Consider the following 16094-nt stretch of genomic DNA (forward strand, 5'->3'; position numbering starts at 1 on the left):
CCGAAGGCAGGCCATGCCCACGCCCGTCACCCCGTCGTCCTCCCCGTCCTCCTTCGCTCCCCCGTTCCCGGAGCCCCGCTCCCTCCTGTCCGACGACCTGCTCGACGCGGTCCGTGGCCGCGCCGCGGGCTACGACCGCGACAACGCGTTCTTCGACGAGGACCTCGCGGCGCTCGTCGACGCGGGATACCTGCGCGCGCTCGTCCCCACGTCGTTCGGCGGCGCCGGGCTCGGCCTGCGCGAGGTCGCGCACGAGCAGGCGCGGCTCGCGGGCGCGGCGCCCGCGACGGCGCTCGCGGTGAACATGCACCACGTGTGGACCGGCGTCGCGCGCTACCTGCACGAGCGCGGCGACTCGTCGCTCGACTGGCTGCTCGAGGAGGCTGGCCGCGGCGAGGTGTTCGGCTTCGGGTACTCCGAGGGCGGCAACGACCTGGTCCTGCTCGGTTCGCGCACCGAGGCACGACCGGACGGCGCGGGCGGCTACACGTTCCACGGCCGCAAGATCTTCACGTCCAACTCGCCCGCGTGGACGCGGCTGGGCGTCCTCGGCCTCGACACTGCGTCCGACGACGCCCCGCGCCTCGTGCACGCGTTCGTCCCCCGGGACTCCGGGGTCGAGGTGCTCGACGACTGGGACACGATGGGCATGCGGGCCTCGCAGTCCCGGTCCACGGTGCTCGACGGCGCTCACGCGCCCGCCGACCGCGTCGTCCGGCGCCTCGCGCCCGGCCCCACGCTCGACCCGCTCGTCGTAGGGATCTTCACGACGTTCGAGACCCTCCTCGCGTCCGTCTACACCGGGATCGCGGAGCGCGCGCTCGAGCTCGGCGTCGCCGCGGCGCGCCGCCGCACGTCGATGAAGAACGACGGCGCGTCGCTCGCGCAGGACCCGGACATCCGGTGGCGACTCGCCGACGCCGCGCTCGCGCTCGACGCGGTCTGGCCGCAGATCGACACCGTCGCGGGCGAGCTCGACGCGCTCGTCGACCGCGGCGCGGGCTGGTTCCGCGCGACCGCGGGGCTCAAGGTGCGCGCCACGGAGACCGCGAAGACGGTGGTCGACCAGATGGTGCGCGTCGCCGGCGGGTCGAGCTACTTCGCCGGCAACGAGCTGGGCCGCCTGTACCGCGACGTGCTCGCCGGGATCTTCCACCCGTCCGACGACGAGTCGGCCCACTCGACGGTCGCCCAGTCCCTCCTGGGCCCGCCCGCCTGACCTTCCCTCCCTCCACCCGCCGAGTCGGGTGGTGGTCAGGGGGTGGTTGGTCGGGGCAGCCGTCGCGCAGGCGGGCGTACGCTGCGGCCATGAGCGACCCGCACGTCCCCGCCGCCCTCTCCCCCGCGACCGTCGCCGTCGCTGCCGGGCGGCCCGAGCGCGGGCAGGGCGCGCCCGTGAACCCGCCGATCGTCCTGTCGTCCACGTACGTCTCGCAGGGTGTACAGCAGCCTGGTGAGCTCCTGTACACGCGGATGGACACCGAGACCTGGCACCCGTTCGAGGAGGCGCTCGCCGCGCTCGAGGGCGCGGCGGAACCGGGCGTGGTCTTCGGCTCGGGGATGGCGGCCGTCGCGGCCGTCTTCTCGTTCGTCCCCGCCGGTGGCAAGGTCGTCCTTCCCCGGCACGCCTACCAGGTGACGCTCGGCTTCGCGGACGACCTCGCCGCGCGCGCGGGCGTGGAGGTCGTCCGCGTCGACGTCGCGGACACCGACCAGGTGCTCGCCGCTCTCGACGGCGCCTCGCTCCTGCTCGTCGAGTCGCCGACCAACCCCATGCTCGAGGTCGCCGACCTGCCGGTGCTCCTCGCGGCGGCGCGCGACCGGGGCGTGCTCACCGCCGTCGACAACACGTTCGCGACACCGCTCGGGCAGCAGCCGCTCGCGCACGGGGCCGACGTCGTCGTGCACTCGGTGACGAAGTACCTCGCCGGGCACTCCGACGTGGTCCTCGGCGCCGCGGTGGCCCGGACGCCCGAGCTCGTCGCGGCCCTGCGCGCGTACCGGACCCTGCACGGCTCGATCCCCGGCCCGTTCGAGGTGTGGCTCGCGCTGCGCGGCCTGCGCACCCTCGCGCTGCGCGTCGAGCGCGCCCAGGCGAACGCGGCCGAGCTGGCCAGGCGGCTCGCCGACCACCCGGACGTCGTCGAGGTGCGCCACCCGAGCCTGCCGACGGATCCCGGTCACGAGCGCGCGTCGCGCCTCATGACGGGCTACGGGTCGATCCTCGGGGTCCGCCCGCGCGGCGGAGCGTCGGGGGCTGACGCGGTCGTCGCGGCCGTGCGCCTGTGGGTGCCGGCGACGAGCCTCGGCGGCGTGGAGTCGAGCCTGGAGCGTCGCCGACGGTTCGCGACCGAGTCGCTCACGGTCCCCGAGGACCTGCTGCGGCTCTCCGTGGGCATCGAGGACGTCGAGGACCTCTGGCAGGACCTCGACCGCGCGCTGCGGGCACCCGCCGGCTGACTTCCTCCGACGTGCGCTACCGTGCCTCGACGTCCGGGCGCCCGGGCCGCGACGGGTCGGGCGTGCCCACCGGGCCCGCCGGGACGTAGAAGACGCCGTCGTCGAGGTCGACGTCGAACGGACGCCCCTCCGCGGGGCGCTGCACGATGTCGAGGCGCTGGCGCTCCTTCTCCTCGGTGAGATGCGTGCGGCTCGGCTGGAAGATCTCGACGATCTCGCCGAACATGCCCGACGACGCGCTCTCGCCCCCACCCGCGTCGCGGCGGGCGCGCGCCTCGGCGCCGGAGGTGAACCGCGTGATCCCGACGACGAGCAGCACCGTGAGCGCGACCGCGACGAGCACGCCCACCACGTCTGCGCCGATCCCCTGCAGCATCTCCCGAGCCTAGCGTCGACCACCCCGACCGGACCACGACGGCAAGGCCCCGCGCACACGACCCCGGGACGACGTCGACATCGTGCCGAGACACCGCCGTGACCCGACCGGAACCGGACCGTGCCCTGTCCGCCGCGCGGGCGTGACCTGCGCTTTCTACGATCGAGCCATGAGGACACGACGAGCGGTGCAGACCGGAGGCCGGCGAGGACGGCCCGCCCTGGCGAGGCCGCGACGACGCCCCGCGGCAGCCGCCGCGGCAGCGGGGCTCGTGCTGGCCCTCGCCGCGTGCACGCCGGGCGGCACGGACGACTCCCCGTCGCCGTCGGGCACCGCGACGAGCGACTCGCTCAGCCCCACGGACGCGCCGTCCGACGGGTCGGGCGAGAGCCCGACGGACGACTCGTCGGCACCGGCCGACGACGCGACCGAGGCCCCGCTGCCGTTCCCCGCGAACACCGATCCCGACACCCAGGACCCGTCCGCGGACGCAGCCCTGACCGTGACGGACATCCGGATCGGTCACCACGACGGCTTCGACCGCGTCGTCTTCGAGCTCGGCGGCACGGGGACGCCCGGGTGGCGCGTCGAGTACGTCGACCAGCCGATCGACGACGGCAGCGGCAACGTCGCGACCGTCGACGGCGACGCCTACCTGCAGGTCATGATCTCCGGCTCGGGATATCCCATGGACACGGGCGTCGACGAGTACGCGGGCCCCAACCCGGTGCGCGCCGGCGACGACGGCGAGGTCGAGGAGGTCCTGCTGCGCGGGGTCTTCGAGGGCTACACGCAGGCGTTCGTCGGGGTCGACGACGAGCAGCGACCCTTCCGGGTGTTCTCGCTCGAGGACCCGACGCGCGTGGTGGTCGACGTCCGCGACGACGACTGACGCTCCGCGCCCGGCCCCGCAGCCGTCCTCAGCGCTCCGCCGAGATCCCCTCGGCCTTCTGCGGCCGGGCGAGCAGGCCGCGCGCCATCTCGTCGACGGGCATGCCCTCGTGCAGCACCGCGACGACGCCGGCCGTGATGGGCATCTCGACGCCTACCTTCTGCGCGAGCTCGAGCACCGACCGGCAGGACTTGACGCCCTCGGCCGTGCCGCCGGTGGCGGCGATCGCGTCGTCGAGGCTCAGCCCCTGGCCGACGTGCTTGCCGAGCGTGTGGTTGCGCGAGAGCGGCGACGAGCACGTCGCCACGAGGTCGCCCATGCCCGCGAGGCCGGGGAACGTCTCGGCGTCCGCCCCGAGTGCGAGGCCCAGTCGCGTGATCTCGACGAGCCCGCGGGTGATGACCGTGGCCGTGGTGTTGTAGCCGAACCCCCGCCCCTGGGCGATCCCCACCGCGAGGGCGATGACGTTCTTGACCGCGCCGCACAGCTCGACCCCGACGACGTCGCGGTTCGTGTAGGGACGGAAGTACGACGACGAGCAGGCCCGCGCCACGTACCGCGCCACGTCCTCGTCGACGCACGACACGACGGTCGCCGTCGGCTGGCGGTGCGCGATCTCGCGCGCCAGGTTCGGGCCCGACACCACGGCGACGCGCTCGGGCGGCAGCCCGAGGGACTCGGCGACGACCTCGCTCATGCGGCGGTCGGTGCTCAGCTCGACGCCCTTCATGAGCGAGACCGCGACGGCGTCGGGCTCCAGGTGCGGGCGCAGCTCGGCGAGCGTCGTGCGCGCGACCTGCGAGGGGATCGCGACGACCACCAGGCCCGCCCCGGCGAGCGCGTCGCGCGCGTCGGTCGTCGCCCGGATGCCCGCGGGCAGCTCGATGCCCGGAAGCCGCTTCTCGTTGCGGCGCTCGACGTTCACCTGCGCGGCGACCTCGGGGTCGCGGCCCCACAGGCGGACCTCGCAGCCGGCGTCGGCGAGCACGGCGGCGAACGTCGTGCCCCAGCTCCCCGACCCGAGGACCGCGGCGACGACGCGCTCCGGGGCAGGAGCGTCGTCGGCGCCGAGCGGCGCGGGACTGATCTCGACAGTCTGGTCCCCGCTCACCGACGGCGCTCCGAGCCCGGGTGCTGACGCAGGTCGAAGCGCTCCGCGGGCGCCTTCGCGCCGCGGATCTCCTCGAGCTGGTGCGTGATCGCCGCCATGATGCGCTCGGTCGCCTCGCGCAGCGTCGCGGTGTCCTGCGGGCGGTCGTAGAGGTCGGACAGGTCGACGGGCGGGCCGGCGTGCACCGCCACCCGCTTGGGCGGGATCGGCTTGAACACCTTGCCGTACGGCGCGAGGAGCTGCTCGGCGCCCCACTGCGCGATGGGAACCACAGGGGCGCGGCTCGTCAGGGCCAGCCGCGCGACGCCCGTCTTGCCGACCATGGGCCAGCCGTCGGGGTCGCGCGTCAGCGTCCCCTCGGGGAAGAACACGACGCACTCCCCCTCGTCGAGGCGCGCGGTGGAGTCGACGAGCGACTGCGCGGCGCCCGCGGTACCGCGGTGGACCGGGATCATGCCCGTGCGACGCAGGATGCCGCCCAGGACCGGCACCGTGAACAGCGACGCCTTGGCCGTGATCTTGGGCGCGCGCCCCTGGTCGTAGAGGAAGTGCGCGAGCGTCACGGGGTCGACCTCCGTGACGTGGTTCCCCGCGGCGATGAAGCCGGTCGCGGGAAGGTTCTCCGCGCCGCGCCAGTCACGGCGGGTGATCGCGAAGAGGATCGGGCGCAGGAAGAACGCGAGGGTCTTGTACGCGCGCGGGGTCTCGGGCAGGCTCGGCACGGTCACCGAGCCTACCGGGCGCGGCCCGCCGCTCAGATCCAGCCGTGCCGCCGCGCCACGTGCGCCGCCTCGTGACGGTTCGCCGCCCCGAGCTTCGCGGCAGCCGACGACAGGTAGTTGCGCACCGTTCCTGGGGCGAGGTGGGCGCGCGTCGCGATCTCCTCGACGGGCGCCCCGTCGGCGGCGAGCTCGAGCACGTCCGCCTCGCGCGCGGTGAGCGGGCTCGCGCCCGCGGCGATCGCCTCCGCGGCCAGCTCGGGGTCGACGTAGCGGCCGCCGTCGCGCACCTGCCGCACGACGTCCGCGAGCACGCGCGACGAGACCGTCTTGGGCAGGAACCCGCGCGCGCCCGCCTCCAGCGCGCGCTTGAGATAGCCCGGCCGGCCGTGGCTCGTGACGATCACCACACCGCACGACGGCAGGTCGCGCGCGAGGCGCTGCGCGACCTCGACCCCGTCGAGCCCGGGCATCTGGAGGTCGAGCACCGCGACGTCGGGCTCGAGCTTGAGGGCGGCGGCGACGGCCTCGGGACCCGAGGCCGCCTGCGCCACGACCTCCAGGTCGTCCTCGAGGGCCAGGAGCGACGCGACGGCGTCGCGGATGAGGTTCTCGTCGTCGGCGAGCAGGATGCGGATCACGCGCGCGTGGTCCTCTCGGTGGTGGGGGCGGGAAGGTCGCGAGCGCTGCCCCGCGCCGGTGCCCCCCGGGCCGCGCCGTCGTCGGGCACGCGCGCGACGAGGCGGTACCGGCCGCCGTCGGACCACGTGCGCAGGCTCCCGCCGGCGCCCTCCAGCCGCTCCCGGAGACCGACCAGCCCGGAGCCGCGTCCGTCGCCCGTCCCCGTGGGGGCGCCGTCGTTGACGATCTCGACGACGCTCGACGTCCGGTCCCGGTGCACCGTGATCGTGCACGTGCGGGCGGTCGAGTGCCGCACCACGTTGGTGACGCCCTCGCGCACCGCCCAGGCGAGCGCCTCCTGCGCGGCGGTGCCGACCGGGGTCTCCTCGCCGTGGACGGTCGTCTCGATGCCCGCCGAGCGCAGGACCGAGCGGGCGCCGACGAGCTCGGCGCCGAGGTCGGCGGTGCGGTAGCCGGCGACGACGGCGCGCACCTCGCGCAGCGCGTCCTGCGCGATCCGGCGCACCTCGAGCATCTGCTCCTCCGCGCCGGGGCGGCCCCGGGCGGCCAGCTCCGCGGCGAGCTCGCTCTTCACGGCGACGACGGACAGCGTCCGTCCGAAGACGTCGTGCAGGTCGCGGGAGAACCGCAGCCGCTCCTCCGCGACGGCGAGCCGGGCGTGGAGCACGCGTGTGCGCTCCTGCTCCCACACGATGCCGAGCATCCACACGGACACGCGGTAGGACCCGAACACGGCGACGAGCATGATCGTGCCCGAGAGCCCGAGGCCGAACGCCATGCCCGCGGTCGTCGAGGTGATCGGCCCCGTGCCCACCCACACGGAGCACCCCGTGACCGCGCCGAACAGGACGGCGAGGAGGGCGAGGCGGCGGAAGGTGAGGAGCGGCACGACGGCGAGCGTGCCGAACCCGAACCCCAGCAGGAGCGCGTAGTACCGGGCGCTCCCGGCGACGTCGTCCGCCGAACCGACCGGGAAGGTCCAGAACCCGACCACCGCGACCGCGAGGGACACGGCGCCGTGGAGCGCGAGCAGCCACGGGCGCACGACCGGGCCCCCGAGGAAGTGCACCACCCCCGCCCGGAGCATCGCGAGGCACGTGACCGTGTGCGCGAGGACGAGCAGCAGCCACGCGTTGACGGCCCCCGGCCGGAACGTCTGGTCGACGCCGACGAGCGCGAGCGCGAGGAACGGCTCGAACAGCGAGAGCAGGTACAGCGACCAGCGCGTGTAGGCGTCGAACCGCTCGGGCGCGGTCCGACGGCTCCACACGTCGAGGAACGTGCGTGGTCGGGTGATCACGTCGACCAGCGTCGCACGCACGCGCGCCGCAGCGCCGTGACAGGCGTCATGACCTGCGGTGACGACGCCGCGGGGTCAGTCGCGGCGGACGTCGGCACCGAGCGCGACGAGCTTCTCCTGGAAGTTCTCGTAGCCGCGGTCGATGAGGCTGATGCCGCGCACGGTCGACGTGCCCTTCGCCGCGAGCGCGGCGATGAGGTGGGAGAAGCCGCCGCGCAGGTCGGGGACCTCGATGTCGGCCGCGGCCAGCGGCGTCGGGCCGGAGATCACCGCGGAGTGGTGGAAGTTGCGCTGGCCGAACCGGCAGTCGCGCCCGCCCAGGCACTCCTTGTAGACCTGGATGGTGGCACCCATGCCGCGCAGCGCGTCGGTGAAGCCGAACCGGTTCTCGTAGACCGTCTCGTGCACGATCGACAGGCCCTTGGCCTGGGTGAGCGCGACGACGAGCGGCTGCTGCCAGTCCGTCATGAAGCCGGGGTGCACGTCCGTCTCGAGGACGATCGGCGACAGGTCGCCGCCCGGGTGCCAGAACCGGATGCCGTCGTCCTGGACGTCGAAGCGGCCGCCGACCTTGCGGAACGTGTTGAGGAACGTCATCATCTCGGGCTGCGTCGCGCCCTTGACCGTGATGTCGCCGCCCGTGGCGAGCGCGGCCGACGCCCACGACGCCGCCTCGATGCGGTCGCCGAGCGCCGTGTGCGTGTACCCGTCGAGGCGGTCCACGCCCTCGATGCGGATCACGCGGTCGGTGTCGACCGAGATGATCGCGCCCATCTTCTGGAGCACCGCGATGAGGTCCATGATCTCGGGCTCGATCGCGGCGTTCGCGAGCTCCGTGATCCCCTCGGCGCGCACGGCCGTGAGCAGGAGCTGCTCCGTGGCGCCCACCGACGGGTACGGCAGCGCGATCTTGGTGCCCTGCAGGCGGCGCGGGGCGCGGATGTGGATCCCGTTCTCGCGCTTGTCCACGACGGCGCCGAACTGGCGCAGGATGTCCAGGTGGTAGTTGATCGGCCGGTCGCCGATCCGGCACCCGCCCAGGTCGGGGATGAACGCCTCGCCCAGGCGGTGCAGCAGCGGGCCGCAGAACAGGATCGGTATCCGGCTCGAGCCCGCGTGCGCGTCGATGTCCGCGACGTGCGCCGACTCGACGTTGGAGGGGTCCAGGTCGAGGATCCCCGCGTCCGGGTCGGACTTCACCGCCACGCCGTGCAGCTCCAGCAACCCCGTCACGACGCCGACGTCGCGGATCTGCGGCACGTTGCGCAGCACGCTCGGCGACTCCCCCAGCAACGACGCCACCATCGCCTTGGACACGAAGTTCTTCGCGCCCCGCACGGTGATCGTCCCGTCCAGCGGGGTCCCGCCGTTGACGTACAGCACATCCTTCATGAGCTCTGGTCGCCCTCTCGCCAGCCGATGGTCCGTGGTGCCCCTGCGGGCCCGGTCCCGCGTGTCGTGGCCGCGGACGGCTCGTCCGCGGGCGCGGGGCCCGAGTGCGCCAACATGCGGCACCCGGAGATTATTCACCCCCGCGGGCATGCTCGCCGCCATCCGGACGGCGGCGGCCGTCCCCGACACGTTACTCCCCGGTACGCCTGCGCGGGACGAGCGCCCAGAACCGCGAGGGAGAGCCCTGGTCCCGCGAGGTAGAGCCCTGGTCATGACCATGCCTCTACCTCGGCGGACCAGGGCTCTACCTGGGCGGACCAGGGCTCTCCCTCGGCGGACCGGGGCTCTCCCTCGGTGCAGCCGGAGGCCGGGTCAGACGGCGGTCGGGTCGAACCCCGCGACGTACCGGTCGATCTCGGCGAGGTAGGCGGCCCGCTGGGAGTCGCCGAGCCACGACGCCTCGAACGAGTTCCGCGCGAGCCGCACGACCTCCTCCGTGGTCAGGTCCGCTGCGTCCGCGAGCGCCACGTAGTTGTCGGCCACGTAGCCGCCGAAGTACGCCGGGTCGTCGGAGTTCACGGTGACCCGCACGCCCGAGCGCAGCAGGCCGGCGATCTCGGTCGCCTTCATGTCGTCGGTGACGAACGAGTTCGAGATCGGGCACGTCGTCAGGCCCAGCCCGCGCTCGCGCACGACGTCGACGAGAGCCGGGTCCTCCACGACGTTCGTGCCGTGGTCCACGCGGTCCACGCCGATCTCGTCGAGCACGGTCCGGATGTTGTCGATGCTGCCGACCTGGTCGATGTCGCAGTGCATCGTGAGCCGGTAGCCGAGCTCGCGGGCGCGCGCGAAGACGTCGGCGAACTTCTGCGGCGGGTTGTCGCGCTCGTCCGAGTCGAGCCCGACGCCCAGGATCTTGTCCCGGAACGGCACCGACGCCTCGAGCGTCTCTGCCGCGCTCTGTGCGGAGTGGTCGCGCAGGAAGCACAGGATGAGGTGCGCGTCGATGCCGTGCTTGCTCGGCGCCTCGGCCGCGGCGCGGTGGTAGCCCGTCACGACCGCCTCGAACGGCACGCCCCGCGACGTGTGCGCCTGCGGGTCGAAGAACATCTCGGCGTGCTTCACGCCGTCCGCCGCCGCGCGGGCGAGGTAGGCGTCGGCGAGCTCGTAGAAGTCGTCCGCGGTCTGCAGCACCTCCATCGCCGGGTAGTACACGGCGAGGAAGCTCGTCAGGGAGTCGAACGCGTAGGTCGCGCGCACCTCCTCGACCGTCGTCTGGCCGATGTCGATCCCGTTCTTCTGCGCGAGCCGCAGCTTGAGGTCGGGCTCGAGCGTGCCCTCCAGGTGCAGGTGCAGCTCCGCCTTGGGCAGGCCGGTGACGAACTCGCGGGTGGGCGTCGTGGGCGCGGGCATGGGTCTCCTTCTCGGGTCGGTGTCCCCCCGCCCCCATCCTCCCCCGTGCACGACGCCGGGGCGCACCCGCTCCCGGACGGCCGCACCGGCGTCGGGCTCGCGGGGACGGTGGCGGCCCGAATCGATTAGGCGGCTGACGCCGCGGGCGGGGGCGAGGCATGGTCGTCGCGTTCGACATCCGAGAGCGAAGGAGCTGGAGAGATGCGACGCATCGCAGCGTGGGCCGCCGCCGTGGTCCTCGGCGCGGCCGGGCTCGTGGCGGCCTCGCCACCCGCCCCGGCCGCCGCGCACGGGGCGGAGGTGTTCCCGGGGAGCCGCCAGTACCTGTGCTGGGTGGACGGCCAGACGGGCAACGGGCAGGTCGACCCGCAGAACCCGGCGTGCGCGAACGCCTACGCGGTCAGCGGGACCTCGGCGTTCTACAACTGGTTCGGGAACCTGGACTCGAACGGCGCGGGCCGGACGGTCGGCTACGTCCCCGACGGGCAGATCTGCGACGGCGGGGGGCGCGGCCCGTACGACTTCAGCGGGTTCAACGCCGTGCGCGACGACTGGCCGCGGACGCACCTGACCGCCGGGGAGACCTACCAGTTCCAGCACAACAACTGGGCCGAGCACCCGGGGCGCTTCGACGTGTACGTCACCCGGGAGGGCTGGGACCCGTCGAGCCCGCTCGCCTGGGACGACCTCGAGCTCGTCGACAGCGTGACGAACCCGCCGGACACGGGCGGACCGGGTGCCCTGAACTACTACTACTGGGACGTCACGCTTCCGGCCGACCGCAGCGGCGACCACATGATCTTCACCCACTGGGTCCGCTCGGACAGCAACGAGAACTTCTACTCGTGCTCCGACGTCGCGTTCGACGGCGGTGACGGCGAGGTCACGGGGATCGGCGACGACGGCGGCGAGCCGACCGAGCCCGCGTGCCCCGACGAGGCGCCGGGCGCCCCGGGAACGGTGATGGCCATGTCCGTCACCGCGACCAGCGCGCACGTCATGTGGGGTGCCGCCGAGTCCGGGTGCGTCACCGGGTACGACGTGCTCGACCCCGTCACCGGCCAAGTCCTCGCGAGCACCGACGGGTCGCCCATGGTCGACCTCACCGGTCTCGAGCCCGACACGGCGTACACGGTGGAGGTCCGGTCGCGGAACGACCACACCGGGGCGGTCTCCGGGACCAGGAACGTCACGTTCACGACGCTGGACGACGGCGGCACCCCCGAGCCCACCGGCGCGTGCACCGTCGACTACTCCGCGGCCGCCTGGGGCGGCACGAGCACCGGGTTCACCGCGTCGGTCACGGTGACCAACACGTCCGCCGCGACCGTGGACGACTGGGTCGTCACGTTCGACTACCCCGGAGGTCAGCGGGTCGACGCGCCGGGATGGAGCGCGGCCGTCGCCCAGACGGGCACCACGGTCACGGCGACCCACCCGGCGTGGCAGCCGAGCATCGCGCCGGGGCAGTCGGTCACGTTCGGCTACAACGGCGCGACCACGACGGCCGGCACCCACCCCGATCCCACCGGGTTCACGCTCGACGGGGTCGCCTGCGACTGACGCGCGACGACGGTGGGCCGGCGGGGACCGCCCCGTCGGCCCACCCACCTCTAGTCCGTCGCCGAGACCAGACCCACGCGGTAGGCGAGCACGACCGCCTGCACCCGGTCCCGGAGCCCGAGCTTCGCCAGGATCCGGGACACGTACGTCTTGACGGTCTCGGGGGTGATGACGAGCACGCTCGCGATCTCCGCGTTGGACAGCCCCGCGGCGAGCTGCTCGAGCACCTCGAGCTCGCGCGGGGTCAGGGCACGCACGACGTCGTCCCGCGCGGGGCGGGAGGTGTCGGTCGGCCGCACCCGCTCGGCGTAGCGGCCGACGAGGGCGCGGGTGACGCTCGGGGCCAGCAGGGACTCGCCCCGGGCGATCGTCCGGATGCCCTCGACCAGCTCGGCGGGAGGGGCGTCCTTGAGCAGGAACCCGCTCGCCCCGGCGCGCAGCGCCTCGTAGACGTACTCGTCGACGTTGAACGTGGTGACCATGAGCACCTTCGCCGGCGTCTCGACGTCGGGCCCGGCGATCTGCCGTGTCGCCTCGATGCCGTCGAGCACGGGCATCCGGATGTCCATGACCACGACGTCGGGGCGCAGCCGTCGCGCGGCCTCGACGGCCGCCCGGCCGTCCTGCGCCTCGCCGACGACCTCCATGTCGGCCTGCGCGGAGAAGATCGTGACGTAGCCGACCCGCACCAGCTCCTGGTCCTCGCAGACCAGGACGCGGATCGGGGGCCGCGGCCCCGGCGGCGAGACGGTCATGGGCGGCTCCTGGTCGGAGCGGTGGTCGGGGCGGTGGGGATCCGGGCCCGCACGCGGAATCCCCCGTCAGGTGTGGGGCCGGTCTCCAGGTCCCCGTCGAGGACCCGGACGCGCTCGCGCAGACCGGCGAGCCCGCGACCGGCCGGTGGTGCCGGATCCACGGTGGCAGGGCGGTCCGGTGGCGGGGTCCCCGGCCTGGCGACCGACGAGTCGGGTCCGCCGGTGCTCACCTCGGCCTCGACGTGGTCGGCGCCGTGCCGCACGCGGACCGTGGTCGGGCGCCCGGGCGCGTGCTTGAGCGCGTTGGTCAGGCCCTCCTGCACCACCCGGTAGGCGGCGAGCCCGACGGCGTCGGGCAGGTCGCGCCGTCGACCCTCCTCCGTCCACTCCACCGGCTGGCCGGACCGGCGGGCCTGGTCGACGAGGTCGCCCACGCGGCCGAGGACCGGCGCCCGCTCCGCCGGGGCCGCCTCGCCCGTGGCCTCGAGCACGCCCAGCAGGTGCCGGAGCTCCGTCAGGGCGCGTCGCCCGGTGCCGCTGATCGCGACGAGCCCTTCGGCGGCGCGGTCGGGTGCCGCGGGCAGGAGGTACTGCGCGGCGTCGGCCTGCACGACCATCGCGGTCACGTGGTGCGTCACGACGTCGTGCAGGTCCCTCGCGATCCGGGCGCGCTCCTGAGCGGTCGCGACGGCGGCCGCGAGACGCCGACGCTCGACCTCCTCGGCCCGCCGGCGACGCACTCCCGCGCCGGCCGACCAGATCACCACCAGGACGAGGTAGAACGCGAGGAACACGGGCAGCCGGTTGGGTGAGCCGAGGCCGGACAGCGTGGCCGCGAGGACGACGTAGCCACCGGTCACCACGGCGGCGATGATCCGACGAGACCGCGCCAGGTGGGCCCCGGCGGTGTACAGCGCCACGTAGAGGCCGACGCTCGCGAACGTCGGCGGGCAGGCCAGCACCTGCGCCGCGGCGAAGGCGGTACCGACGACGGCGAGGCAGACCCCGGGTACGCGGCGGCGGAACGCGAGCGGCAGGCACTGCGCGAGGGCGAGCGTCACCGCCAGCGCGTCCGTCGGCCGCTCGGGCAGGTCACCGAGCTCGACGCCGATCGTCGAGAGCGTCGGGACGAACCCGAGCACCGCGAGGGCGACCGCGAGCGACGCGTCCAGCGCGTCCTGCCGTCCCGGTCGCCACCGTCGACGCGGCTCACCGGGGCGTGACGCCCGGTCGAGGACGGGGGTGTCGGGCACGGCCCGAGCCTACGGGCGACGACGGCGGGCCGGGACCCACGTCCCACGCCGGCGCACGAGCACGAGCATCGGGACGGCGATCAGCGCGCCGAGCACCACGGTCACCACCGATCCCTCGATGCCGAACGCTCCGCCCGTCAGCAGGCTCGGCCCCGAGACGTCGGCGACCAGCAGGCCCGCGGAGGCGTGCCCCGAGACGGGGATGCCGAGCAGCGCGATCGTGGCGTTCCAGGCGAGGTGCAGGCCGATGGCGAACCACAGGTTCCGACGCCAGAGGAACGCGGCGCCGAGCAGTCCGCCCGCCTCGATCGCGATCGCCAGCGCGCTCCACGCGGTCGCGGCGGGGTTGAACAGGTGCGTCAGACCGAAGAACAGGGCCGTGATCCCCAGCGCGACCCAGCTCCCGAGCAGACGCTCGAGCGCCTGGAGCGCGAAGCCACGGAACATGAGCTCCTCGGTGACGGCGGCGCCGACGGTCACCGCGACGATCGGTGCCACCACCGCGAGGAGGTCGCCGTCGGCGACGCGGAACGTGTAGCCGCCGAGGGCCGTGACGACGGCCGCGGACACCGCGACGAAGCCGAGCCCGACCGCGGCGCCCCGCAGCGCCTCCAGCACCGCGCGGCGGCCGGCGAGCTCGGGCGTGCGGCGGTGGGCGACGCACCGCATGACCACCCGGTAGACGACGACCGCGAGCGCCGCGCCCAGCACGGGGAGCAGCAGGAACTGTTCGGCCGACGCCGTCAGACCTCCGACGAGGGCGACGCCGACCACGCCGATCAGCATCCACGTCAGGGGGTGCCGCAGGAAGCGGGACATCGGGCCGCCGCCGTCGTCCTCCCGGGTCCGGGGGCGAGGTGTCGTGGTCGTCGTGCTCATGCGGGCCTCCGTCGCTGTGCCTGACCGCCCGGCTGGGCGACCACCGGCAACGCTAGGAATCCGGGCGCTCCGGCGAATCACCCCCGGGTGAGCAGTCCGGATAGCTCTCACGGGGGACCCACGCCGCGGCAGACCCGCCTCGTGACGCCCGGAGCTCAGTTGCGGTTCAGGCCGTGCCTCCGCGAGTCCAGGGCGACCTTGAAGTGGCTCTCTGCCTCGTCGATCACCCGCGTCGGTGTCGACGGGTCGAACACCCGCAGCAGCGAGAAGCGGAAGCCGGTCGGGTCGACGGTGCGCAGCTCGACGTTGCCACCGTGGCCGTTGGTCGCGTACGCGGTCCAGCGCTGCCGGATGCTCTCCGCACCGTCGGCCTTGCCCACGTAGTGCCGACCGTCGCGGGTGTCGGTGATCAGGTAGACACCGACGACGGAGGCCAGCGCCGTGCGCCACGCGGCATAGCGGTGCTCGCGCATCACCGCCTGCAGCTGCGCGTGGTCGAGCACGAGCCGGTCGAAGCCCGGGAACGGCACGGGCCGCGCGTCGGCGATCTCCATGACCGGGTATCCCGCCGCGGTCGGCCCGTTGAGCCGCCACGTGCGCGGCGACCGCCAACCGATCACCAACCGGTCCCTCAGGTCCGCGAGCCGCTCGGACCTGACCAGGTCGAACGTGCGGAGGGCCCCGTCGTTCGAGACCTCACCGCGGTTCTCCAGCACCGACCACAGCCGCGCCCGGTCTCCACCCTCGCGGACGAACACGACCCAGATGCCCGGCGGAGCAGCCGGGAAGATCCGTGGCGACGCCGACTGCCGGCGTGTGTACGCCAGGATCTCGTCATCGGTCGAGTCCGCGTGGATGCCCGGCAGGCCCGTGTCCTCGTGCTCCTTGACGAAGGCGTGCCGGATCACGAGGGCCTCCGCGGGGTCGATGAGCCCGCTGCGCAGGATCGGTTCGAGCGTCAGTGTCATGTGCCGGTCGGTCTCCCGTGTCGTCGTGGCGTCTCGTCCGCCGTCGTCGAGGCCGTCCGGCGCGTTCGTCGGCTGCCGTCGGTCGAGGTCGGCCGGGCAGCCCCCGCGTCGCCGCGAGTACGGCCCCGCGCCGCGTCCAGCGCCGTCACCAGTCGACGACGCGCGCCACGACGCTCCCCGCACCCCGCGCGAGCCAGACGACGCCGCGCCCGACGCTCACGACGACGCTGACGAGGTCGACGAGCTCCAGGACTCTGGCGATGCCGCGCCCGAGGGCTCGGAACGGTCGCCACACCTGGTACCAGAAGCCCCGTCGCGGCCGGCTCGGCGAACTCACGACGGAAGCGTGCCACACACGACCCGTTCTCGGC

At 74.0% G+C, this 16094-nt stretch carries 16 protein-coding genes; 4 read left to right on the plus strand and 12 right to left on the minus strand.

Annotated features, from left to right (window positions below; all coding sequences use genetic code 11):
• The first annotated feature begins 13 nt into the window (after window positions 1-13).
• Both NHH00_RS04460 and NHH00_RS04465 read left to right on the plus strand, forming a co-directional pair.
• The gene (locus tag NHH00_RS04460) at window positions 14-1219 is read left to right on the plus strand and encodes an acyl-CoA dehydrogenase family protein (RefSeq protein ID WP_253050489.1); all 1206 of its coding nucleotides are present in this window, start codon (window positions 14-16) and stop codon (window positions 1217-1219) included.
• A gap of 89 nt (window positions 1220-1308) precedes the next feature.
• Entirely contained in the window at window positions 1309-2460 is a 1152-nt protein-coding gene (locus NHH00_RS04465) for a trans-sulfuration enzyme family protein (RefSeq protein WP_253050491.1), read from the plus strand.
• Window positions 2461-2476: 16 nt separating this feature from the next.
• On the opposite strand, the gene NHH00_RS04470 is transcribed toward NHH00_RS04465, so the two are convergent.
• Window positions 2477-2836, minus strand: coding sequence for a DUF6191 domain-containing protein (locus NHH00_RS04470; RefSeq protein ID WP_253050493.1), 360 nt, complete (start codon window positions 2834-2836; stop codon window positions 2477-2479).
• 169 nt (window positions 2837-3005) lie between these two features.
• Between NHH00_RS04470 and NHH00_RS04475 the strand changes: the two genes are divergently transcribed.
• Window positions 3006-3728: an AMIN-like domain-containing (lipo)protein gene (locus NHH00_RS04475; RefSeq protein ID WP_253050495.1), complete on the plus strand. Its 723-nt coding sequence runs from the start codon at window positions 3006-3008 to the stop codon at window positions 3726-3728.
• Between the two features lie 28 nt (window positions 3729-3756).
• Here the strand turns inward: NHH00_RS04475 and NHH00_RS04480 are convergent, their stop codons facing one another.
• The 6 genes from NHH00_RS04480 to NHH00_RS04505 all read right to left on the minus strand — a co-directional run bounded on the left by NHH00_RS04480 (window position 3757) and on the right by NHH00_RS04505 (window position 10305).
• Window positions 3757-4815 carry an NAD(P)H-dependent glycerol-3-phosphate dehydrogenase gene (locus NHH00_RS04480; RefSeq protein ID WP_253050785.1) on the minus strand — a complete coding sequence of 353 codons (1059 nt, stop codon included), beginning with the start codon at window positions 4813-4815 and terminating at the stop codon, window positions 3757-3759.
• A 20-nt stretch (window positions 4816-4835) separates the two neighbouring features.
• On the minus strand, window positions 4836-5561 hold the full coding sequence (locus tag NHH00_RS04485) for a lysophospholipid acyltransferase family protein (RefSeq protein ID WP_253050497.1): 726 nt from the start codon (window positions 5559-5561) through the stop codon (window positions 4836-4838).
• Between the two features lie 32 nt (window positions 5562-5593).
• Entirely contained in the window at window positions 5594-6199 is a 606-nt protein-coding gene (locus NHH00_RS04490) for a response regulator transcription factor (protein WP_047232570.1), read from the minus strand.
• Window positions 6196-7500 (minus strand): sensor histidine kinase, encoded by a 1305-nt coding sequence (locus tag NHH00_RS20960; protein WP_253050499.1) that lies wholly within the window; start codon window positions 7498-7500, stop codon window positions 6196-6198. Before NHH00_RS20960 ends, NHH00_RS04490 begins: the two co-directional genes overlap by 4 nt.
• A gap of 75 nt (window positions 7501-7575) precedes the next feature.
• On the minus strand, window positions 7576-8892 hold the full coding sequence (gene murA / locus NHH00_RS04500) for a UDP-N-acetylglucosamine 1-carboxyvinyltransferase (RefSeq protein WP_064317243.1): 1317 nt from the start codon (window positions 8890-8892) through the stop codon (window positions 7576-7578).
• A gap of 372 nt (window positions 8893-9264) precedes the next feature.
• Window positions 9265-10305: an adenosine deaminase gene (locus NHH00_RS04505; RefSeq protein WP_253050501.1), complete on the minus strand. Its 1041-nt coding sequence runs from the start codon at window positions 10303-10305 to the stop codon at window positions 9265-9267.
• Between the two features lie 201 nt (window positions 10306-10506).
• Here NHH00_RS04505 and NHH00_RS04510 point away from each other — a divergent pair, with 201 nt between their 5' ends.
• Entirely contained in the window at window positions 10507-11868 is a 1362-nt protein-coding gene (locus NHH00_RS04510; RefSeq protein ID WP_253050504.1) for a lytic polysaccharide monooxygenase, read from the plus strand.
• A 50-nt stretch (window positions 11869-11918) separates the two neighbouring features.
• On the opposite strand, the gene NHH00_RS04515 is transcribed toward NHH00_RS04510, so the two are convergent.
• The 5 genes from NHH00_RS04515 to NHH00_RS04535 form a co-directional block, all read right to left on the minus strand.
• Entirely contained in the window at window positions 11919-12623 is a 705-nt protein-coding gene (locus NHH00_RS04515) for a response regulator (protein WP_253050506.1), read from the minus strand.
• Window positions 12620-13876: a sensor histidine kinase gene (locus NHH00_RS04520; RefSeq protein ID WP_253050508.1), complete on the minus strand. Its 1257-nt coding sequence runs from the start codon at window positions 13874-13876 to the stop codon at window positions 12620-12622. The genes NHH00_RS04515 and NHH00_RS04520 overlap by 4 nt, the downstream gene beginning before the upstream one ends.
• A 9-nt stretch (window positions 13877-13885) precedes the next feature.
• Window positions 13886-14755: a CPBP family intramembrane glutamic endopeptidase gene (locus NHH00_RS04525; protein WP_253050510.1), complete on the minus strand. Its 870-nt coding sequence runs from the start codon at window positions 14753-14755 to the stop codon at window positions 13886-13888.
• Window positions 14756-14910: 155 nt separating this feature from the next.
• Window positions 14911-15723, minus strand: a complete 813-nt coding sequence (locus tag NHH00_RS04530; protein ID WP_253050512.1) for a GIY-YIG nuclease family protein — start codon at window positions 15721-15723, stop codon at window positions 14911-14913.
• A gap of 145 nt (window positions 15724-15868) precedes the next feature.
• A complete protein-coding gene (locus NHH00_RS04535) occupies window positions 15869-16060 on the minus strand; it encodes a hypothetical protein (protein WP_253050514.1) in 192 nt (63 codons plus the stop codon).
• Window positions 16061-16094 lie beyond the last annotated feature (34 nt).

The organism is Cellulosimicrobium cellulans (assembly GCF_024124905.1).
Lineage (GTDB): Bacteria > Actinomycetota > Actinomycetes > Actinomycetales > Cellulomonadaceae > Cellulosimicrobium > Cellulosimicrobium cellulans_G.

Excerpts from the sequence above, each read along its gene's own strand:
- NHH00_RS04460 (WP_253050489.1), top strand. The coding sequence starts at position 14 with ATGCCCACGCCCGTCACCCCGTCGTCCTCCCCGTCCTCCTTCGCTCCC.
- NHH00_RS04465 (WP_253050491.1), top strand. The coding sequence starts at position 1,309 with ATGAGCGACCCGCACGTCCCCGCCGCCCTCTCCCCCGCGACCGTCGCC.
- NHH00_RS04470 (WP_253050493.1), bottom strand. The coding sequence starts at position 2,836 with ATGCTGCAGGGGATCGGCGCAGACGTGGTGGGCGTGCTCGTCGCGGTC.
- NHH00_RS04475 (WP_253050495.1), top strand. The coding sequence starts at position 3,006 with ATGAGGACACGACGAGCGGTGCAGACCGGAGGCCGGCGAGGACGGCCC.
- murA (WP_064317243.1), bottom strand. The coding sequence starts at position 8,892 with ATGAAGGATGTGCTGTACGTCAACGGCGGGACCCCGCTGGACGGGACG.
- NHH00_RS04505 (WP_253050501.1), bottom strand. The coding sequence starts at position 10,305 with ATGCCCGCGCCCACGACGCCCACCCGCGAGTTCGTCACCGGCCTGCCC.
- NHH00_RS04510 (WP_253050504.1), top strand. The coding sequence starts at position 10,507 with ATGCGACGCATCGCAGCGTGGGCCGCCGCCGTGGTCCTCGGCGCGGCC.
- NHH00_RS04515 (WP_253050506.1), bottom strand. The coding sequence starts at position 12,623 with ATGACCGTCTCGCCGCCGGGGCCGCGGCCCCCGATCCGCGTCCTGGTC.
- NHH00_RS04525 (WP_253050510.1), bottom strand. The coding sequence starts at position 14,755 with ATGAGCACGACGACCACGACACCTCGCCCCCGGACCCGGGAGGACGAC.
- NHH00_RS04530 (WP_253050512.1), bottom strand. The coding sequence starts at position 15,723 with ATGACACTGACGCTCGAACCGATCCTGCGCAGCGGGCTCATCGACCCC.